The organism is Arthrobacter sp. S39 (assembly GCF_004320525.1).
Taxonomy (GTDB): Bacteria; Actinomycetota; Actinomycetes; order Actinomycetales; family Micrococcaceae; genus Arthrobacter.
In genome coordinates, this window is record NZ_SIHX01000013.1 from 1 (window position 1) to 20419 (window position 20419).

The window sequence follows — 20419 nt, forward strand, 5'->3', positions numbered from 1 at the left end:
CGGAAAAGAACTGCGCCTTCTGCTCCGGCGTATATTTCCTCCGGCCGACAGCTTCTTTCGTTAAAAACGACACGGTCGTTGCAACTCCCAAAAATTCTGGGTGTTGCAACGACCGCTAGAACCCGCCGGGTTTACCCGGGACCGGCCTTTTGTTGCGCCGGGCTCCCTTACGTTCCCGCTTGGCTCATGACTGCGTCTCCTGCGGCACCCATGTTGCCAGGGCCTCCGTTGGCCCCGATTCCCGAAGCGCGTGCCTGAAGGTCAGGACGTAGCTTCCCCCTGGAAAATCAAGGGGGAACTCCGGCGTTTCACGAAGATCGGACGTCCCGTCCTTGTCCCCGCCGCGATAGGTGACATTCAGTTTCATAACGCAACCGTAGAACACCAGCGGGGATTGGGAAAGGCCTCACGCTGGCGGCCCGTGCGGACTTTCTTGTGGCAAAAGGTGGAGGCTGGCTCCAGACGTGCTGAGACCGGGAGCCAGCCCCCTGGCATGTGCTCCCCGAGACGAAGACTTTTCAAGCCTTCCCCCCAACAAGGTTTGAAGAACACCGCCAATCCACATGATCTGTCAATGTGGCGCCCGAGGCAATGGCAAACCGCCGGGCTGATCCTGTGTGAAGCTGCAGAACATGGTCCGCTGCGGCCCGGAACTGCCACCGAGGTACTGTCCCCGGTCCACAAACCCGGCCTTTTGGTAGGCGGCCAGCCCCGCCGGGTTGCGCTCGTTGACGGAAAGTACGACGCCGGCCTCGCCGCCTGAGTGCCTTGCCGTCAGTTTTGCGGCAGCCTCCACGGCCGCTGCCGCCGCGAGCCGGCCCAATCCCGTGCCCTGCCGCCGGCGGTCGATGAGGAAGCCCCGCAGGAGCCACGCGGAATCGTCGTCTGGCCACCCTGCCAGCCTGGCGGCGCCTGCCTGGAGTGTCAGCACGCCCACCGCGTCCCCGCCGGCCTCGATGACATAAGGCCGCCGGGACTGTTCCGCGAGACCAGCCAGTGCCATCCGCAGCGGATCGCCGACAAAGTCGGACTGCCCCGGTGCCAGTTCCAACAGGGCGACCGCGCCAAGCTGGATGGCGCAGGCGTCCGGTCCCAGGTCGTCAAGGGCAATCAGCCATACTGACTGCTCCATGCCGCTCAGCTGGCTGGCGCTTCGGCGCCCCCGGCCGGGCTGCCGTCTGCCGGCGGGCCTGCGGGGTCCATCCACATGACCTCCCAGAGGTGTCCGTCAGGATCCTGGAAGCTGTGGTTGTACATAAAGCCGTAGTCCTGCACTTCCTGGGACGGGGTGCCGCCGGCGGCGAGGGCTTTGCGCACGGTTTCGTCCACGGCGTCCCTGCTGTCCACGGAAAAGGCCAGGATCGCCTCCGTGGAAGCGGTGGCATCGGCCACGTCCTTGGAGGTAAAGGTCTTGAAGAAGCCTTCCACGAGCAGCATGACAAAGGCGTTGTCGTTGATGATCATGCAGGTGGCGTTTTCGTCGGTGTAGTCCGGGTTGAAGGAGAAGCCCAGGGCGGTGAAGAAGTCCACCGACCTCTTCAAATCCTTGACGGGCAGGTTCAGGTAGATTTGCTTAGCCATGGGCCCAAGGTAGCACCGGGCCGCTGCGGGTGTCAGCCGGCCCGGCCGGCCAGCCCGGGACTGCTAGTGGCCGTAGAAGACCTTTTCGAAGACGGCGCGGGCACGCCTGCTCAGGCGGAGGTAGTCTTCCTCGAGCGCGCCGGCCTGGCCCGGTTCGTAACCGCACCAGCGGGCGACTGCCTCGAGGTCGCGCCGCGACGACGGCAGCAGGTCTGATGCCCGGCCGCTCCAGATGACGTTGGCGGACCTGATCCTGCTGGCAAGGCGCCACGCGGCGGCCAGCAGCTCGGCGTCACGCTTCTCCAGCAGGTGCAGGGCAGCGGCCGCGTCGAGGGCCTCCACGGTGGAGGTGGTCCGCAGCTCCGGATGTTTGCCGGCGTGCTGGAGCTGGATCAGCTGGACCAGCCATTCGACGTCGCTCAGGCCCCCGCGTCCCAGTTTCAGGTGGCGGGCGGGATCGGCCCCGCGCGGCAGCCGCTCCGATTCCACCCGCGCCTTGACGCGGCGGACTTCCCGGACGTCCTGTTCGGAGATCGTTTCCGGGTACCGGATGGGGTCGATCAGCTCCAGGAAGTCCCTGGCGAGCCCGTCGTCGCCGGCCATCGGCCGGGCCCGGAGCAGCGCCTGCGCTTCCCAGATCAGGGACCAGCGGCGGTAGTACTCAGCGAAGGAATCCAGCGACCGGACCATCGCGCCGTTTTTCCCCTCCGGCCGCAGGTCGGCATCGACCTGGAGGACGCGTTCGGCCATGATGGCCGGCTTCAGCGGCTGGGTGAGGAGGCTGGAGACCTTGGTGACAATCCTGGCCGCCTGTGCCTGGGCCTCTTCATCGGTGTAGCCCGGCAGTGCCCGGTGCACGTACATGACGTCGGCGTCGGAGCCGTAGCCGATCTCGCGCCCGCCCTGGCGGCCCATGGCCACTATCAGTACCGCGGTCTTCAGCGGCTCCTTGGCGGACACCAGGCCTTCGGCCACCCGGAGGGCCCCGAGTACGGCGGCGCGGTCCGTGTCCGCCAGGGCGGCTCCCACCTGGTCCTGGCCCAGCAGCCCGGCGGAGTCCGCGATGGCGATCCTGAGGATCTCCCGCCGCCTGATCAGCCGGATGAGGCGCATGGCGTTTTCCGGGTCCGAATGCCGTGACATCTTGGAGGTGATTTCCTGCCACTGGGCTTCGAAGCTGACCGGCGCGAGCTCCTTGTCCTGGCCCAGCCAGGCCACCGATTCGGGCGAGACCTCCAGCAGGTCCGAGATCAGCCTGGAGTTGGACAGGACGTGGCACAGCCGTTCGGCCGCGGCCGTGGAGTCACGCAGCATGCCGAGGTACCAATGGGTGGTGCCCAGGGTTTCGCTGACGCGGCGGAAGGCGAGCAGGCCGGCGTCGGGATCAACGCCTTCGGCGAGCCAGTCCAGCAGGATGGGCAGCAGCTGCCGCTGTAGGGCGGCCCGCCGGCTGACCCCGGCGGTGAGCGCCTCGATGTGGCGCATGGCGCCCTGCGGGTCCCCGTAGCCCAGCGCGGCAAGCCGGCCCTGGGCGGCCTCGGGGGTGAGCCTGGCGTCTTCGCTGCTGAGCTTGGCTGCGGTGTTGAGCAGCGGCCGGTAGAAAATGCGTTCGTGCAGTTCCCGTACCGAGCGTTTGGTCTTTTGCCAGGCGGACAGCAGGGCGTCCGGGTGCGGCCGTTCGTTGGAGAACGGGCCGAGCACGGCCTTGGCGAGGGCGCGCAACGCTGCGTCGCTGACGGGCATGAGATGGGTCCGCCGCAGCTGGAACAGCTGGATCCGGTGCTCGAGGAGCCGCAGGTACCGGTAGGCGTGGTCGAATCCGGCGGCGTCGGACCGGCCGATGTAGCCTCCGGCCGAGAGCGCGGCGATGGCGGACGTGGTGTCCTTGCGCCGGAGGGATTCGTCGGACTTGCCGTGGACCAGCTGCAGCAGCTGGACCGTGAACTCGACATCGCGGAGCCCGCCGCGCCCGAGTTTGATTTGCCGTTGTTCCTCGGCGGCCGGAATGTGTTCGGTGACCCGGCGCCGCATGGCCTGCACCGACTCCACAAACCCTTCGCGTCCTGCGGAATTCCAGATCAGGGGCCCGATGGCCTCTTCGTAGCGGCGGCCCAGCGCCACGTCCCCGGCGATGGTGCGGGCCTTCAGGAGCGCCTGGAACTCCCAGCTTTCCGCCCAGCGGGCGTAGTAGCTTTCGTGCGACGGCAGCGTCCGCACCAGGGGTCCGGACTTGCCTTCCGGGCGCAGGTTCGCGTCCACTTCCCACAGCCCCGGTTCGCGGGCGATCGACGAAATGGCCCGCGAGATGCCGCTGGCCAGGGCGGTGCCGATCGTGTTGGCCCGCGCGTCATCGAGCTCGGCGGAGTCGATCACGTAGATCACGTCGACGTCGGAAATATAGTTCAGCTCGCGGGCGCCGCACTTGCCCATCCCGATGACGGCGAGGCCGACATCCGCGACGTCACCTGCGCCGAACTGCTCGGCCGCCTCGGCTCGCGACACCGCCAGGGCAGCTTCGACGGCGGCACCGGCCAGGTCGGCCAGTTCAGCACCGACCGCGGGCATGAAGTCCAGGGGGTCGGCGGCGCACAGGTCCTTGACGGCCAGGTCCACCACCCCGCGGCGGTAGGCGGTACGCAGGGAAACGTACGCTTCCGTTCCGGTGACGCCCGCCACCGGCCTCACCGACCGGGGATCCGCCTGGACGGATTTCAGCAGGGCGGCCCGGAGCTGGTCCGGATCCGCCTGCAGCGGTTCCGGACTTGCCCTGACGTCAAAGGCATCGAGGTGCTCCGGGTGCCGGATGAGGAACTCGCCCAGGGCTTCGGAGGCGCCAAGGACCCGGTACAGCGGCTCGCTGGTCTCCGGATCGGCCGCCGCCAGCTCCCGGAGCGCCGGATGCTTTTCGATCAGGCGGACCAGGGACTGCAGGGCAGTGTCCGGGTTGGCCGCCATCTGCAGGCCGGCAAACAGTTTGTCCTGGTCCAAGCCGTGCAGTTCCCGGGCAGCAAGGAACCGCTCGCCCTTCTCCAGGTCGCTGAAGCCGGCCGAGATCAGGCGGCGGGCAAGGCTCACCGCCGCAGCCTAGAGGATGCCGAGGTTGCGCTGCAGCTCGTAGGGCGTCACCTGGAGCCGGTAGTCCTGCCATTCGGCACGCTTGTTGCGCAGGAAGTGTTCGAACACCTGTTCGCCGAGGATCTGCGGCATCAGCTCGGACTCCTCCATGGACCGGATGGCGTCGTGGAGGCTGGCGGGCAGGGGGTCGTGGCCCATGGCGCGGCGCTCGGCCGAGCTCAGCGACCAGACGTCGTCCTCGGCTGCCGCGGGCAGGTCATAACCCTCTTCGATCCCCTTCAGGCCGGCCCCCAGCAGGACCGCGTACGCCAGGTAGGGGTTTGCTGCAGAGTCAATGCCCCGGTATTCGATGCGGGCGGACTGGCCCTTGCCGGGCTTGTACAGCGGGACCCGGACCAGGGCCGAACGGTTGTTGTGGCCCCAGCTGAGGTAGCTGGGGGCTTCCCCGCCGCCCCAGAGACGCTTGTAGGAGTTGACGAACTGGTTGGTCACCGCCGTGAATTCGGGGGCGTGTTTGAGGATGCCGGCGATGAACTGCCGCGCTGTGGTGGACAGCTGGAACTCGGTGCCCGCTTGATAAAACGCGTTGGTGTCACCCTCGAACAGCGAGAAGTGCGTGTGCATGCCGGAGCCGGGGTGGGCTGTGAAGGGCTTGGGCATAAACGTGGCGTAGGTGCCCTGCTGGAGGGCAACTTCCTTGATGACGGTGCGGAACGTCATGATGTTGTCCGCCGTCTGCAGCGCGTCCGCGTAGCGGAGGTCGATTTCGTTCTGGCCGGGACCGGCTTCGTGGTGGCTGAACTCCACGGAGATACCCACGGATTCCAGCATGGTTACGGCGGTACGCCGGAAGTCCTGTGCCACGCCGCCTGGAACGTGGTCGAAGTAGCCGCCTTCGTCAACGGGTACCGGTGCGCCGTCCGGACCCGGTTCCTGGGACTTGAGGAGGTAGAACTCGATCTCCGGGTGGGTGTAGCACGTGAAGCCCATGTCGGCGGCTTTGGCCAGGGTGCGCTTGAGGACGTTGCGGGGGTCCGCGGAAGACGGCTCGCCGTCAGGGGTCAGGATGTCGCAGAACATCCTGGACGTCTGTTCGGTCTCGCCGCGCCACGGCAGGATCTGGAACGTTGAGGGGTCCGGCTGGGCCAGCATGTCGGATTCGAACACGCGGGCGAGGCCTTCGATGGCCGAGCCGTCAAAGCCCAGGCCCTCTTCGAAGGCACCTTCAACCTCGGCGGGGGCAAGTGCCACCGATTTGAGTGAACCCACGACGTCGGTGAACCACAGGCGTACAAACCGTACGTCGCGCTCTTCGATAGTGCGCAGGACAAACTCTTGCTGGCGGTCCATGATGGCCTCTTCTCCGGTCAACGTCCATGCCCCGGGTCCGCAGTTCAGGAAGCCGGCAGCAGTTCACAAACACTTTACTAAGCAATTGCCGCCGATGCGGGAGCCTGCGCCCCGCGTAACACAGCGTTTACACCACAGGAACGGCAGCGGCGCCGGACGGGTCGGCTGCAGGCGGCCCGCGGGGCGGTCCAATATGACGCGAATCACCTGTCCGGCGCCTCCGGCCGGTAGCTAGGACGGCGGCTGCCGCATTACGCTCTTGCCATGGCCTCAAGCAATAGTTCTGACTCACGCGCGTCCGCTGAAGTACCCGCACCGTACGGAACCGGACCCACCCCGGCGCAGGCGCCGTCGTCGGACGCCGCTCCCAAGCCTGCCCCGAGAGTCCGCATCCACCATCTCCAGCAGGCCAAGCGCGACGGCACAAAGTTCGCGATGCTGACAGCGTATGAACAGTACACAGCGGAGATCTTCGACCAGGCAGGCATCGAAGTGCTGCTGGTGGGCGATTCCGCGTCCAACAACGTGTTTGGCAATGAGACCAGCCTGCCCGTCACCGTCGATGAGCTCCTTCCGCTGTGCCGTGCCGTGGCGCGGTCCGCGAAGCGGGCCCTGGTGGTGGCGGACCTGCCATTCGGCAGTTACGAGGTGTCCGCGCAGCAGGCTGTGGCTACCGGCGTCCGCTTCCTGAAGGAGGGTCTCGCGCACGCGGTGAAAATCGAAGGCGGTGCGTTCTACGCCGAAACGGTACGGGCCATGGTCCAGGCCGGGATCCCCGTGATGGCGCACATCGGTTTCACGCCTCAGAGCGAACACGAATTGGGCGGGTTCCGGGTGCAGGGCCGCGGCGACGACGCGCAGAGGCTGATTGACGACGCCGTGGCGCTGGCGGATGCGGGCGCCTTCAGCATCCTGATGGAAATGGTTCCGGCCGGGACAGCTGCCGCCGTCGACGCTGCCGTCAGCGTCCCCACCGTTGGCATCGGCGCCGGTAACGAAACCACCGGACAGGTGCTCGTGTGGCAGGACATGGCCGGCCTCCGTGGCGGCAGGATGGCGAAGTTCGTCAAACAGTACGCGGACCTCCGCGGCACGCTCAGCGATGCGGCGAAGGCCTACGGCGACGACGTCCGCTCAGGCCAGTTTCCCGGGCCCGAGCACTCCTTCTAGGCTGCTCCGCGCGCCGTACGTCAAGGGGCATCAGTCCTCGTCGCCCTTTTCCCAGGCGTCGTTCCGTGCCTTGACCTTTTCCAGGGCGTGCTCCGCTTCCTCGCGTGTCTTGTAGGGGCCGATCAGCTGGGTCCAGTCCGAGAGTGCGTCCTCTTCCACCTCGTGGGTGTTGACGTTGTACCAGTACTCAGTCATTGTGGTTCCTCTTTCCGACGGCAGGGTTGCGGCTGCGGGTGCCGCCACGTGATCCACGTAACGTAAACACGTAGGCGGGCCAGATGCGGCCTTCAGTTACTTGGCGTTCTGCGGTGCCTTATATGATCAATCTATGCCTTCCCTAGCCTCGACTGCACCCACCGGCACCCTCACCCCGGGAACCGTCAGCCCGCAGCTTCCCGTACCGGCGTCCATCCCGCGCCCCGAGTACGTGGGGAAGCCCGGCCCGGCAAAATTCACCGGCTCCGAGGTCAAGTCCGCCGAAACGGTGGAGAAGATCCGGATCGCGGGCAGGATCGCCGCGCAGGCCATCGTTGAGGTTGGCAAGCACATCACGCCGGGTGTCACCACCGACCAGCTGGACAGGGTGGGACACGAATTCCTCCTGGACCACAACGCGTACCCGTCGACGCTGGGCTACCGGGGGTTCCCGAAGTCCCTGTGCTCGTCGCTGAACGAAGTCATCTGCCACGGAATCCCGGACAGCACCGTGGTTCAGGACGGCGACATCATCAACATCGACATCACGGCCTTTATCAACGGGGTCCACGGCGACACGAACTACACGTTCCTGGTGGGCGATGTCGACGAGGAATCACGCCTCCTGGTGGAACGCACGCAGGAGTCCCTGAACCGGGCCATCAAGGCTGTGGCGCCCGGCCGCGAAATCAACGTGATCGGCCGCGCCATCCAGTCCTATGCAAAACGCTTCGGCTACGGTGTGGTGCGGGACTTCACCGGCCACGGTGTTGGTGAGGCGTTCCACACGGGCCTGATCATTCCGCACTACGACGCCGCACCGGCCTACAACACGGTGATCGAGGCCGGCATGGTGTTCACCATTGAACCCATGCTGACCCTGGGCACTGTGGACTGGGATATGTGGGCCGATGACTGGACCGTGGTCACCCGCGACCACAAACGGACTGCCCAGTTCGAACACACCCTCCTGGTGACCGAGTCAGGCGCCGAAATCCTCACCCTGCCCTAGAGACACCCCAGATTTCAGGCCGGCCCCTCAGGCCGGCCTCCCCTGCCCGCCCACTGCCACGAACGGAATCACATTGGCCAAGAAGGACGAGAAGTCGCACAAGAACGCCCCGCTGATCGGCATCGACATCGGCGGCACGGGAATCAAGGGCGGCATTGTCGACCTGAAGAAGGGCAAGCTCCTCGGTGACCGGTTCCGCGTGCCCACGCCGCAGCCCGCCACCCCGGAGGCCGTGGCCGAGGTTGTGGCGCAGGTAGTGGAGGAGCTCTCCTCCCGGCCCGACGCACCGGCTGCCGGCTCCCCCGTTGGCGTGACCTTCCCCGGGATCATCCAGCACGGTGTGGTCCATTCCGCAGCCAACGTGGACAAGAGCTGGCTGAACACAGACATCGATTCGCTCCTCACCGCACGGCTTGGCCGCCCCGTGGAGGTCATCAACGACGCCGACGCCGCCGGCCTGGCCGAAGCACGCTACGGCGCAGGCAAGGGTGTCGAAGGAACCGTCCTGGTGATCACCCTGGGCACCGGCATCGGCTCGGCATTTATCTTCGACGGCCGCCTGGTCCCCAACGCCGAACTGGGCCACCTCGAAATTGACGGCTTCGACGCCGAGACCAAGGCCTCGGCCGTGGCCCGTGAGCGCGACGGCCTGAGCTGGGAGGAATACAGCGTCCTGCTGCAGCGCTACTTCTCGCACGTTGAGTTCCTGTTCTCGCCCGAGCTGTTCATTGTGGGCGGCGGCATCTCCAAGCGCGCCGACGAGTACCTGCCCCACATGAAGCTCCGCACGCCGATTGTGCCTGCGGAACTGAAGAACGAGGCGGGAATCGTCGGCGCCGCCATCGAGATCGCGCTGAAGCACAAGCTCTCCAAGTAGCGTTGGATCTGCGGGCCGGGGATCGTCCCGGGGTGATGATCGTGACCGGCGCGAGCCGCGGCATCGGTGCGGCCATCGCCCGCCGCGCGGCCCTCGCCGGGCACACCGTCGTCGTGAACTATTCGGTGGACCGCTCCGGCGCCCGCGAGGTGGTGCAGTCCATTACGGACGACGGCGGCTCGGCCGTGGCTGTGCAGGCGGACGTCAGCGACCCCGCGGCCGTCCGGGAAATGTTCGACGCCGCCGCCCGGCTGGGGCGCCTCACGGCCGTTGTTAACAACGCGGGAATCACGGGGAACCTGATCGGCAACCTCACCGAGGTGCCGGCAGAAACTGTCCGGCGCGTGATGGACGTCAACGTAACCGGCCTCATCTACGTCTGCCAGGAGGCCGTCCGCCGCATGCGTGCGGACGGTAACGGCAGCGGCGGGTCCATCGTTAACATCTCCTCAACGGCCACCAAGGCGGGCTCGCCAGGTACGTGGGCCCATTATGCTGCGTCGAAAGGGGCCGTTGATGTCCTGACGGCGGGACTGGCAGCCGAGGTTGCGCCCCTGGGAATCCGGGTCAACTGCGTGGCTCCCGGGAGCACCAACACGGGCCTTCACGCGGCCGCTGGAATGCCCGACCGGGTCGAGCGCCTGAACCCGACCATACCGATGGGACGCGGCGCCGAGCCCGATGAGGTGGCAGCTGCCGTGATGTGGCTGATGTCCGCTGAAGCGGGCTACATCACCGGCGCCGTACTGCCGGTCTCAGGCGGCCGGTAACGGGCAACCGGGCCCGGCCTTACCGGGCAGCGGTGCCGGTGGTGACTTCGGCTTCCCCTCCGCTGCCACCACCGGAATCTACAGGGAGCTCTTCTCGGAACTCGGGGCGCCCTTGGACGTTTCCGCCCCGGCAGCTTTCGCTTCCTGCTCCGACTCATGGCGGAGCAGGGAGATGGCCGTTTCAAAGTCCTCAAGGGATTCGAAGGCCTGGTACACGCTGGCGAAGCGAAGGTAGGCCACCTTGTCCAGCTTCTGCAGCGGACCGAGGATCACCAGCCCCACCTCGTGGGCGTCGATTTCAGCAGCCCCGGAGGCCCGGATCTGTTCCTCGACCTCCTGCGCCAGGAGCGCAAGGTCGTCTTCACTGACCGGCCGGCCCTGGCACGCCTTGCGGACGCCGTTGATGACCTTGCTCCGGCTGAAGGGCTCGCCAACGCCCGAGCGCTTGATGACCGAGAGGCTGGTGGTCTCCACCGTGGTGAACCGGCGTCCGCATTCGGGGCACTGGCGGCGGCGCCTGATGGCTGAACCGTCGTCGGCCATGCGGCTGTCCACGACGCGCGAATCCGGGTTGCGGCAGAACGGACAGTACATGGCGTCCCTCCCTCGCTCTCTCGGTCACAGGTTTCTCGGTGAATGGCGGCTTCCGCCTGAATTCTCCAGCTATCAGTCTACGACTACATGTTGCGTAATAACAAGCTTGTAATTACTACATGTAGTGCTTGTGGGCCGGCCTGCCGTGGGGTCAGGAGCGCCCGCCGAAGCGGGCTGTCACGGCTTCGCCGTGGGCCGGGAGGTCTTCGGCCCCGGAGAGGCTCACGATGTGTCCGCTGACCTCCTGCAAGGCCTCCCTGGTGTAGTTGATCACCTGGATGGCGCGCAGGAAAGTGGTCACGTTCAGGCCGGAGGAAAAAGCCGCCGTTCCGCTGGTGGGCAGGACGTGGTTGGAACCGGCGCAGTAGTCCCCCAGGCTGACGGGGCTGTAGTCGCCCACGAAGATGGCGCCGGCGTTCCGGATGCGGGCGGCCACCGCTGCAGCGTCCGCCGTCATAATTTCGAGGTGCTCGGCCGCGTAGGCGTCGCAGGCTGCTATGCCCTGCTCGAGGTCCTCCACCAACACCACACCGGACTGGGGGCCGGAGAGTGCTTCCCGGACCCGTTCGGAGTGCTTGGTGGCCGCCGCCTGGCTGGTGAGTTCCGTCCGGACGGCAGCAGCGAGGTCCTCCGAATCCGTGATCAGGACCGACGCCGCCTTGGGATCGTGTTCGGCCTGGCTGATCAGGTCCGCGGCCACCAGTGCCGGCTGGGCCGTGGAATCAGCCAGGATGGCAATTTCAGTCGTTCCCGCTTCCGAGTCGATGCCGACGACGCCCTTGACCAGCCGTTTGGCGGTGGCCACGAAGATATTGCCCGGACCGGTAACCACGTCCACGGGCTCCAGCGCGGGTCCGGCCGCTGTGGCGTCCACGCCGTAGGCGAACGCCGCGATGGCCTGCGCCCCGCCGATGGCGTAGACCTCACCGATGCCCAGCAAGGCGGCCGCGGCAAGGATGGTGGGGTGCGGAAGGCCGCCGAAGTCCTTCTGCGGAGGCGATGCCAGCGCAATGGACGCAACGCCGGCAGCGAGGGCGGGGACAACGTTCATGATCACCGAGGACGGGTACACGGCGAGACCGCCGGGGACGTACAGTCCCACCCGGGCCACGGGGACCCAGTTCTGGCTGACGAGGGCACCGTCCCCGAGTTCGACGTCGATATTCCGTGGACGCTGGCTGTCAGCGAACCGCCGGGCACGGCTGATGGACTCTTCCAGCGCCTTCCGCACGGCAGGATCAAGTTCCGCCAGTGCGCGCGCCAACTCTTCGGCGGGCACGCGCGGGTGGGCCTGGTCCACGCCGTCGAAGCGCTGCGCATACTCGGTGAGTGCTGCGTAGCCGCGCCGGCGGACATCCCCGATGATGTCCAGGACTTTCTGTTCAGCATCCGCCACCGTCTGGTGCTGGGCACGCGGAACGGCTGCGCGCAGTCCGGCCAGCGTCAGGCCCTTGCCGCGGAGATCAACCGTGCGGAAGCTGACGGCTGAGGCAGAAGGGGTGGCAGGAAACTCAGGAGAAATGGTCACCGGTCCATTTTACGCGCCGGGAGCCGCGTCCCCGGCGACGGGCCCGGCAGTACCTTCCGGCCCCTTTTTCAGGAGCGTCAGGAGGCTGATGGCAAAGGTACCCACCGCGGTGGCCGCCGGCCAGAGCAGCAGCACCGGCAGCGACCGGAGCGAAAAGGCAACGCTGGCATTGACGGACGTATCAGCCGGGGCACCCCAGAACTGGGCCGCGAAAGTCCCCACCTGCCACGCAAGGACAGCTCCCGCCAGGCCGCCGGCCAGGGCAAGGACCAGGTCCTCCTGCCGGGACTGCCTGGCGTTGTCGGTGATGAACACAGCCAGCAGGCAGCCGGCAAAAACGAACAGGCCGGCAAGCGTCAGGTCCCGGGGCAACCACACCTCCGGGTTGGAGCCGGTCCCCAGGGCAGGGTCCCTGGTGATCAGGTTCAGGCCGCCCGGTGCAAGCAGCCACCACAGCAGGCCAATGGGGAGGCCTGCGGCCGTTGCCACCGCGAACCAGGCCCACTGGAGCCCGGAGAAGCGTCGCCGGATGCGTTGTGTCATGAAACAAACCTTAACAAATGTTCAGGCCCCTCAACCGGGGGACGTGCGGGTAAACAGTTTCCTACGGATGCCGCCTCCGCCATACCCTTGAAAGCAGAGGCAAGTCTTGTTCAGGGTAATCCAGGGAGTTTTTCATAGTGACCGAAGACCGCGTGCCGTTCGAGCGTACGTTTAAGGAAATGTTCCGCCGCCATGCGGCCGGCGTGGCCATCATCACTGTCAACTACCAGGGCCAGCCCTATGGCTTTACCGCAACGTCCGTGGCGTCGCTGTCTGCCCAGCCGCCGCGCTTTACGTTCAACATGGCCAGGAGCTCCAGCTCCTGGCCCGCCGTGGCAAACACCACGCACATCGGCGTTCATATGCTGGGCCTGGAAAACCAGGAGCTCGCAGACCGCTTCGCCCGTACCAAGGACCGGTTCGGCGGCGACCACTGGGAGCTTGGCCCGCACGATGTTCCGGTGCTCAAGGACGTGGCCGGCTGGCTGATCGGCAAGATCCAGATGCGGCTCTCCTTCGAGAACAACGCCGTGGTGGTGGTTGAGGTCGTGGACGGCCAAGTGGGCGAGGACGGCTCGCCGCTGCTTTACCACGCCGGCGGCTACAGCCAGCCCGTCCCCCTGGACTATGAAATCTAGCTGCTAGACGTCAAGGCAGGCCGGTCCCAGCAGCACTTTGAGGTCGCCGAACAGCGAGGGGTTGGGATTCACCCGCATGTGGACGGGAAGACCCATGACCTCCACCCGTGAATCGCCATGCAGGTGGACCCTGACCTCCGAGTTTCCCCGGTGGTTCCGGAGGACGTCCCCGAGTTCGGTGACCACCGCCTCGGTGGCTTTGTGCGTGGGCATGGAGATCTGGAGCGGCCCGTTGGTGCCCTCGCTGAGGTCGGGTACGGACAGTTCCATGCAGTTCAGCGTCACGGCGCCGTCGTCGCGCCGCTGCAGCCGGCCCTTGACCACAACGATCAGGTCCTCGGCCAGGACCGAGGCGATGGGGCCGTAGACCTGGCCGAAGAACATGACCTCCATGGAGCCGCCGAGGTCTTCGATTTCGGCGCGGGCGTAGGCGTTGCCGCTGGCTTTGGCGATCCGGCGGCTCAACGAGGTGATCATTCCGGAAATCGTGATGATGGCACCGTCGTGCGGGCCGTCCTCGGCAATGATGGACGTGATGGACTGGTCCGCGTGCTGGCTCAGCACACCCTCCAGCCCCTGCAGCGGGTGGTCCGACACGTAGAGCCCCAGCATGTCGCGTTCGAAGGACAGCTTGTCCTTCTTCTCCCATTCGGGAAGTTCCGGGATCTCGATGCTCAGTGAGGCCTCGGACTCGGCTTCCTCAAACCCGGCGAAGAGGTCGAACTGGCCGATCGCCTCGTTGCGCTTGAGCGTGATGACCGAATCGATGGCCTCTTCATGGATCATCACCAGGGCGCGCCGGTGGTGGTTGAGGGAGTCGAATGCCCCTGCCTTGATCAGGGATTCAATGGTCCGCTTGTTGCAGACCACTGCGGGGACTTTCATCAGGAAGTCCTTGAACGAGGTGTAAGCCCCTTCGCTCTCCCGGGCAGCCACCATGGCCTGGACCACGTTGGAACCGACGTTGCGGATGGCGCCCATGCCGAAGCGGATGTCGGTCCCCACAGGCGTGAAGTTCAGCGCGGATTCGTTGACGTCCGGCGGGAGCACCGTAATGCCCATGCGGCGGCACTCGTTGAGGTAGATCGCGGACTTGTCCTTGTCGTCGCCCACGGACGTCAGGAGCGCCGCCATGTACTCCGGCGCGTAGTGGGCCTTCAGGTAGGCGGTCCAGTACGAGATGACACCGTACGCGGCCGAGTGTGCCTTGTTGAAGGCGTAGTCGGAGAACGGCAGCAGGATATCCCAGAGGGTCTTGACGGCCTCCATGGAGTAGCCGTTGTCCTGCATGCCCTGGGAGAACCCGGCGAACTGCTTGTCCAGCTCGGACTTCTTCTTTTTGCCCATGGCGCGGCGGAGGATATCGGCCTGGCCAAGGGAATAGCCGGCGAGCTTCTGCGCGACGGCCATAACCTGTTCCTGGTACACGATCAGGCCGTAGGTTCCGCCCAGGATTTCGGCGAGCGGTTCCTTCAGTTCCGGGTGGATCGGAATGACTTCCTGGATCCCGTTCTTGCGCAGCGCGTAGTCGGTGTGCGCGTTGGCGCCCATCGGACCCGGGCGGTAGAGGGCCAGGACGGCGGAGATGTCTTCGAAGTTGTCAGGCTTCATCAGCTTGAGCAGGGACCGCATCGGCCCGCCGTCGAGCTGGAACACGCCCAGGGTGTCGCCACGGGCCAGCAGCTCGTAGGAGGCGACGTCGTCCAGGGCCAGGCTGTCCAGGTCCAGTTCGTGGCCGCGGTTGAGTTTGATGTTCTCCAGGGCGTCGGAAATGATCGTGAGGTTCCGCAGGCCCAGGAAGTCCATCTTGATCAGGCCGAGGCCTTCGCAGGTGGGGTAATCGAACTGCGTGATCACCTGCCCGTCCTGGATGCGCCGCATGATGGGGATGACATCGATGATGGGGTCCGAGGACATGATGACACCGGCGGCGTGCACGCCCCACTGGCGCTTCAGCCCTTCGATGCCCAGCGCTGTTTCGAAGACCTTGGCGGCCTCGGGATCCGTGCCGATCAGCTGGCGGAAGTCCCCGGCCTCGCTGTAGCGCTTGGAATCCTTGTTCTGGATGTCCGCCAGCGGAATGTCCTTGGCCATCACGGCCGGCGGAAGCGCCTTGGTGAGCGTCTCGCCCATGCTGAACGGGTAGCCCAGCACGCGGGAGGAGTCCTTCAGCGCCTGCTTGGTCTTGATGGTGCCGTACGTGACAATCATGGCCACGCGCTCGTCGCCGTACTTGCGGGTCACATAGTCGATGACCTCGGAGCGGCGCCGGTCATCGAAGTCGACGTCGAAGTCAGGCATGGAGACGCGGTCCGGGTTGAGGAAGCGTTCGAAGATCAGGCCGTGGTGCAGCGGGTCAAGGTCGGTGATGCGCATGGCGTAGGCCACCATGGAGCCTGCACCGGAGCCACGGCCGGGTCCAACGCGGATGCCGTTGTTCTTCGCCCAGTTGATGAAGTCAGCCACCACGAGGAAGTAGCCGGGGAACCCCATGGACGTGATGACTTCGAGTTCGTAGTCGGCCTGGGTGCGGACTTTGTCCGGGACACCGCCCGGGTAGCGGACGTCCAGCCCGGTGGCCACTTCCTTGACCAGCCAGGACGTTTCGTCCTCACCCGGCGGGCAGGGGAAGCGCGGCATGTAGTTGGCCCCGGTGTTGAACGAGACTTCGCAGCGCTCGGCGATCAGCAGGGTGTTGTCGCACGCGTCAGGGTGGTCCCTGAACAGCTCCCGCATCTCCTGGGGGGACTTCAGGTAGTAGCCGCTGCCCGAGAACGCGAAGCGGGAGCCGCCGTTGTCGTAGGTGGGCTCCAGCAGGGTTGAACCCGACTGGATGGCCAGCAGTGCCTCGTGCGCCTTGGCGTCATGCTCGTGCGTGTAGTGCAGGTCATTGGTGGCCACGAGGGGAAGGTTGAGGTCCTTGGCGAGCCGCAGCAGGTCTCCGGTGACCCGGCGTTCGATGTCCAGGCCGTGGTCCATCAGTTCGCAGAAGTAATTCTCCGCCCCGAAAATGTCACGGAACTCGGAGGCTGCTTCCAGGGCTTCACGGTACTGGCCAAGCCGCAGCCGGGTCTGGACTTCCCCTGACGGGCAGCCTGTGGTGGCGATCAGGCCTTCGGAGTAGGTGTTCAGGAGCTCGCGGTCCAGCCGTGGCCATTTGCCGAAAACGGCGTCCAGGGATGCGATGGACGAGGCACGGAAGAGGTTGCGCATGCCGGCGTTGTTGTAGCTCAGCAGCGTCATGTGGGTGTAGGAGCCACCGCCGGAGATGTCGTCCTTGCGCTGGTGTTCCTCGCCCCAGCGGACACGGCTTTTGTCCGTCCGCGCCGTGCCCGGTGTGACATAGGCTTCGACGCCGATGATCGGCTTGATGCCCTGGTCCGTGGCGCGTTTCCAGAAGTCGAAGGCGCCGAACAGGTACCCGTGGTCAGTGGTGGCCAGGGCCGGCATGCCCAGGCGTTCGGTCTCATCGAAAAGCTCCCCCAGGCGGGCGGCGCCGTCCAACATGGAGTACTCGGTGTGGTTGTGCAGATGGACGAACGAGGCATTGCTGGAAGTCACCGGACTATTCTATGCGCTCGGTCCGGGCCGGGTGCTCAGGCTTGCCCGGACTCCAGGACTTCCAGCGCAAAGGACAGGTCCTGCGGGTATTCGCTGGTGACGGTCACCCGCTCCCCCGTGACCGGGTGGTCGAAGCCGAGCTGGCGGGCGTGCAGCCACTGCCGGGTGAGGCCCAGCGTGGCGGCGAGCCGCGGGTCCGCACCATAGGTCAGGTCCCCCGTGCAGGGGTGCCGCAGTGCGGAAAAGTGCACGCGGATCTGATGCGTGCGGCCCGTCTCAAGGTGGACCTCCACGAGCGTGGCCTTGCCGAATGCTTCCAGCACTTCGTAATGCGTAATGGACGGCCGGCCGTCCTCAATCACGGCAAAGCGCCAGTCGTGTCCCGGGTGCCGCCCGATCGGCGCGTCGATGGTGCCCTCCAACGGGTCCGGCAGGCCCTGGACCACGGCGTGGTAAACCTTGTCGACCGTGCGCTCCTTGAAGGCCCTTTTCAGGGCCGTGTAGGCGCGTTCAGTCTTGGCCACGACCATCACGCCGGACGTGCCGACGTCGAGCCGGTGGACGATGCCGGCGCGCTCAGGCGAACCCGACGTCGAGATGCGGTACCCGGCCCCCGCCAGGCCGCCCACCACGGTGGGTCCGACCCAGCCCGGTGACGGGTGGGCTGCGACCCCCACCGGCTTGTCGACAACAACAAAGTCGTCGTCATCCAACAGAATCTTCAGGCCTTCCACAACTTCCTCCACCACTTCGAGCGGGTCCCGCCGTTCGGGCACCGTGACGTCCAGCACGTCTCCTGCGACCAGCTTCGCGGACTTGCCCACGGCCTTGCCGCGGCTGATGACGTTGCCTTCGGCGATCAGCGTGGCCGCGAGGGAACGGGATATGCCCATGAGTTTTGCCAGCCCGGCATCCGCGCGCGCCCCGCCGAATTCGTCAGCCACCACGATGCGTTCAGGCATCGTCCGATTCCTTCTTCGGCCCGGACTTCTCCGGTGAGGCGGCCGCCACATGCCGGGACCCGTCCAGCGAGATCCCCCGGAGTGTCAGGATGCAGATGATGGACACCGCTGAGACCACCGCAGAATCGGCGATGTTGAAGATGGCAAAGTTGGGCAGCTGGATGAAGTCCACCACATGCCCCATCCCGAACGAGGGCTCCCGGAACAGCCGGTCGGTGAGGTTGCCCAGGGCCCCGCCCAGGAGCAGGCCGAGCGCCAGCGACCACCAGGCGGAGCCCAGCTTGCGCACCTGGAACAGGATGGCCACGGAAACCGCGGCCATGATGATGGAGAACACCCAGGTCACGTTTTCGCCGATGGAAAATGCTGCCCCCGAATTCCTGATGAAGTACCAGTGCAGCAGCGGCGGCAGGACGGGGATGCGTTCGCCTTCCACCATGCTGGAGGTGACCCAGAGTTTCGTCAGCTGGTCCAGCGCGTAGGCGAAGACCGCAAACCCGGCGAAAAGGGACAGCAGGAGCCTGCGGCGGGGACGCCGGGGCGTGGGGGGAAGCGGGTGTGCAGCGTCAGCGGCAAGTTCGTCTGTCATGGTGCTTTCATTCGGGTACCGATGTTAATCACAAAAGCCGGCGGCCGAGGAATCCTCAGCCACCGGCTTTCAGAATACGTGCTTGACAGACTAGTTGGCTTCGACCTCGGGTGCGGCCACTGAACCACGGGCGTCAAGGTCGCGCAGCTGGCCTTCGATGTAGGCCTTCAGGCGTGAGCGGTAGTCGCGCTCGAAGCCGCGCAGCTGCTCCACCTTGCGTTCCAGCACGGAACGCTGCTGCTCCAGGGCACCGAGGATCTTGCGGGACTTCTCCTGGGCGTCGTTGACGAGGCTGCTGGCTTCGATCTGCGCCTCGGCGATGATCTTGTCCTTCTGGGACTGGCCGTCAGCGACGTGGCGGTCATGCATCTGCTGCGCCATGGCCAGCAGGCCGGCGGCGGACTCGGCAGAAACGGTGCTGCCTGCCGCCTGGGCGGGGGCGGCAGCCGGAACAGCAGCCACGGGGGCAGCCTGCTCGGCTTCCTTCTTCTTGCTTGCCTCGGCGGCCTTGGCCTCGGCCTCGGCCTTGGCGCGGGAGTCATCCTTCTCGGCCTTGACGGGCGCGGGGACCTTCTCGACCACCGGTGCTGCAGCGGTGGCGCTGGCAGGAACGGCGGATCCGCCTTCGGCGAGCTTCTTGCGCAGCTCGTCGTTTTCCTGGTTCAGGCGCCGGAGCTCAACGACGATTTCGTCCAGGAAGTCATCTACTTCGTCCTGGTCGTAGCCTTCGCGGAACTTGGTCGGCTGAAAGCGCTTGTTGACAACGTCTTCTGGCGTCAAAGCCATCTGGTCACCTCACTGGTCTAGTTAGTCAGTGGCCTTCCGGCCGTCAAAACTACGGTACCTAAATATGGTCTGGTTCCTCTAATTCAACACCGTGGTGTCAAACCGGAGTTTCTTCGCGTTGCACGTAACAGTTCCCTAAGGATCAGTACCTGCACAGCTAGGTCTAAATGGAAATTTACGCGAAACTCCTGGTGATCCCCATCGCCACGCTGACGGCGATGAACAATATCAGGAACCCCAGGTCCAGGCTGATGCCGCCAAGCCTGAGCGGAGGGATCATCCGCCGCAGGACTTTCAGGGGCGGATCGGTGACCGAATACACAGCGTGGGCCACCACGAGGGCCGGTCCCCGGGGCCGCCATTCCCTGGCAAACATCTGGACCCAGTCGAACACCAGCCTCACGATGAGCGCCACGAGGAAGAGTAAAAGGGCGATATAGACAAGTCCGAAAACAATTCCCATGACTTAACTCATATCTCCATCTTCATTCCGGATACCGCGGTGTCCTGCCAATGCTTCATTGTCTATTTCAGCACAGATGCCAGACAGGTCCACCTGCCTGGCATCCGCAATGAGCTTAATGGCTAGCTTTGATTGAAGAAGCTTGCCTGGGTCTCGCTGACCTTCTTGTCATCGCCGATGACCTCGATGTACGACGGCGACAGGAGGAAGACCTTGTTCGTGACACGTTCGATGCTGCCCCGGAGTCCGAACACAAGCCCCGCGGAGAAGTCCACCAGGCGCTTGGCATCGGCCTCGCCCATGTCGGTGACGTTCATGATGACGGGGATGCCGTCGCGGAAACTCTCGCCGATCAGCTTGGCGTCGTTGTAGGACCGCGGGTGGATGGTGGTGATCTGCCGGAGCCCGGTAGATTCTTCGCGGCTGGATGCCGCACGCTTGATGGGGGTCACTGGTGCGCGGTATTCCTCTTCGGGGACGTAGGACGCCTCACGGCTGACATCGCGGACGGGTGCGGGTGCACGGCGTTCATCGCGGTCAACTTCCATGGGTTCGTCCTCATCCTTACGTGTGGTGTGGTGCTCGGACTCGTAGTGTTCATCGCCATCGGCGAGCCCAAGATAGATCATTGTCTTGCGCAGAGCGCCGGCCATGGTCGACTCCTAATCGTGTCCGTAGGCGGGCCGACCAATGATTTGACAGCACTGGAAATCCCCGCCATTCAC

General features: G+C 65.5%; 20 protein-coding genes. 5 read left to right on the top strand and 15 right to left on the bottom strand.

The window, feature by feature from the left end:
* Window positions 1-184: 184 nt before the first annotated feature.
* From EYS21_RS19780 to glnA, 5 genes are all read right to left on the bottom strand, one after another.
* Window positions 185-367, bottom strand: a complete 183-nt coding sequence (locus tag EYS21_RS19780; RefSeq protein ID WP_131134957.1) for a hypothetical protein — start codon at window positions 365-367, stop codon at window positions 185-187.
* A gap of 204 nt (window positions 368-571) precedes the next feature.
* Entirely contained in the window at window positions 572-1132 is a 561-nt protein-coding gene (locus EYS21_RS19785) for a GNAT family N-acetyltransferase (RefSeq protein WP_131134958.1), read from the bottom strand.
* A gap of 5 nt (window positions 1133-1137) precedes the next feature.
* Window positions 1138-1581 (bottom strand): VOC family protein, encoded by a 444-nt coding sequence (locus tag EYS21_RS19790; RefSeq protein WP_131134959.1) that lies wholly within the window; start codon window positions 1579-1581, stop codon window positions 1138-1140.
* A 63-nt stretch (window positions 1582-1644) separates the two neighbouring features.
* Window positions 1645-4656 (bottom strand): bifunctional [glutamine synthetase] adenylyltransferase/[glutamine synthetase]-adenylyl-L-tyrosine phosphorylase, encoded by a 3012-nt coding sequence (locus EYS21_RS19795; RefSeq protein ID WP_131134960.1) that lies wholly within the window; start codon window positions 4654-4656, stop codon window positions 1645-1647.
* A gap of 9 nt (window positions 4657-4665) precedes the next feature.
* Window positions 4666-6006: a type I glutamate--ammonia ligase gene (glnA, locus tag EYS21_RS19800; protein ID WP_131134961.1), complete on the bottom strand. Its 1341-nt coding sequence runs from the start codon at window positions 6004-6006 to the stop codon at window positions 4666-4668.
* Between the two features lie 264 nt (window positions 6007-6270).
* On the opposite strand from glnA, the gene panB reads away from it, so the two are divergent.
* On the top strand, window positions 6271-7176 hold the full coding sequence (gene panB / locus EYS21_RS19805; protein WP_131134962.1) for a 3-methyl-2-oxobutanoate hydroxymethyltransferase: 906 nt from the start codon (window positions 6271-6273) through the stop codon (window positions 7174-7176).
* A gap of 30 nt (window positions 7177-7206) precedes the next feature.
* Here panB and EYS21_RS19810 read toward each other — a convergent pair whose 3' ends face one another.
* Window positions 7207-7371 carry an SPOR domain-containing protein gene (locus tag EYS21_RS19810; RefSeq protein ID WP_131134963.1) on the bottom strand — a complete coding sequence of 55 codons (165 nt, stop codon included), beginning with the start codon at window positions 7369-7371 and terminating at the stop codon, window positions 7207-7209.
* A gap of 133 nt (window positions 7372-7504) precedes the next feature.
* Between EYS21_RS19810 and map the strand changes: the two genes are divergently transcribed.
* From map to EYS21_RS19825, 3 genes are all read left to right on the top strand, one after another.
* Window positions 7505-8383 (top strand): type I methionyl aminopeptidase, encoded by an 879-nt coding sequence (gene map, locus EYS21_RS19815; protein WP_131134964.1) that lies wholly within the window; start codon window positions 7505-7507, stop codon window positions 8381-8383.
* 73 nt (window positions 8384-8456) lie between these two features.
* Window positions 8457-9260: a polyphosphate--glucose phosphotransferase gene (ppgK, locus tag EYS21_RS19820; RefSeq protein WP_131134965.1), complete on the top strand. Its 804-nt coding sequence runs from the start codon at window positions 8457-8459 to the stop codon at window positions 9258-9260.
* A 35-nt stretch (window positions 9261-9295) separates the two neighbouring features.
* Complete coding sequence (locus tag EYS21_RS19825; protein WP_131135032.1) at window positions 9296-10030, top strand: glucose 1-dehydrogenase; 735 nt, start codon at window positions 9296-9298, stop codon at window positions 10028-10030.
* Between the two features lie 78 nt (window positions 10031-10108).
* Here the strand turns inward: EYS21_RS19825 and nrdR are convergent, their stop codons facing one another.
* The 3 genes from nrdR to EYS21_RS19840 all read right to left on the bottom strand — a co-directional run bounded on the left by nrdR (window position 10109) and on the right by EYS21_RS19840 (window position 12695).
* Complete coding sequence (gene nrdR, locus EYS21_RS19830; RefSeq protein WP_131134966.1) at window positions 10109-10624, bottom strand: transcriptional regulator NrdR; 516 nt, start codon at window positions 10622-10624, stop codon at window positions 10109-10111.
* Window positions 10625-10775: 151 nt separating this feature from the next.
* Window positions 10776-12152, bottom strand: a complete 1377-nt coding sequence (gene hisD / locus EYS21_RS19835) for a histidinol dehydrogenase (protein WP_131134967.1) — start codon at window positions 12150-12152, stop codon at window positions 10776-10778.
* 9 nt (window positions 12153-12161) lie between these two features.
* Window positions 12162-12695, bottom strand: coding sequence for a hypothetical protein (locus EYS21_RS19840; protein WP_242633526.1), 534 nt, complete (start codon window positions 12693-12695; stop codon window positions 12162-12164).
* A 137-nt stretch (window positions 12696-12832) separates the two neighbouring features.
* On the opposite strand from EYS21_RS19840, the gene EYS21_RS19845 reads away from it, so the two are divergent.
* On the top strand, window positions 12833-13333 hold the full coding sequence (locus tag EYS21_RS19845; protein WP_347559580.1) for a flavin reductase family protein: 501 nt from the start codon (window positions 12833-12835) through the stop codon (window positions 13331-13333).
* Window positions 13334-13336: 3 nt separating this feature from the next.
* Here EYS21_RS19845 and dnaE read toward each other — a convergent pair whose 3' ends face one another.
* The 6 genes from dnaE to sepF all read right to left on the bottom strand — a co-directional run bounded on the left by dnaE (window position 13337) and on the right by sepF (window position 20347).
* Window positions 13337-16894 carry a DNA polymerase III subunit alpha gene (gene dnaE / locus EYS21_RS19850; RefSeq protein ID WP_131134968.1) on the bottom strand — a complete coding sequence of 1186 codons (3558 nt, stop codon included), beginning with the start codon at window positions 16892-16894 and terminating at the stop codon, window positions 13337-13339.
* Between the two features lie 35 nt (window positions 16895-16929).
* Window positions 16930-17856, bottom strand: coding sequence for an RluA family pseudouridine synthase (locus tag EYS21_RS19855; RefSeq protein WP_131134969.1), 927 nt, complete (start codon window positions 17854-17856; stop codon window positions 16930-16932).
* Window positions 17849-18445 carry a signal peptidase II gene (gene lspA, locus EYS21_RS19860; RefSeq protein ID WP_131134970.1) on the bottom strand — a complete coding sequence of 199 codons (597 nt, stop codon included), beginning with the start codon at window positions 18443-18445 and terminating at the stop codon, window positions 17849-17851. Before lspA ends, EYS21_RS19855 begins: the two co-directional genes overlap by 8 nt.
* A gap of 90 nt (window positions 18446-18535) precedes the next feature.
* Complete coding sequence (locus tag EYS21_RS19865) at window positions 18536-19231, bottom strand: DivIVA domain-containing protein (RefSeq protein ID WP_131134971.1); 696 nt, start codon at window positions 19229-19231, stop codon at window positions 18536-18538.
* Window positions 19232-19406: 175 nt separating this feature from the next.
* Window positions 19407-19694, bottom strand: coding sequence for a YggT family protein (locus EYS21_RS19870; RefSeq protein WP_131134972.1), 288 nt, complete (start codon window positions 19692-19694; stop codon window positions 19407-19409).
* A gap of 122 nt (window positions 19695-19816) precedes the next feature.
* Window positions 19817-20347: a cell division protein SepF gene (gene sepF / locus EYS21_RS19875; RefSeq protein WP_131134973.1), complete on the bottom strand. Its 531-nt coding sequence runs from the start codon at window positions 20345-20347 to the stop codon at window positions 19817-19819.
* Window positions 20348-20419: the final 72 nt, after the last annotated feature.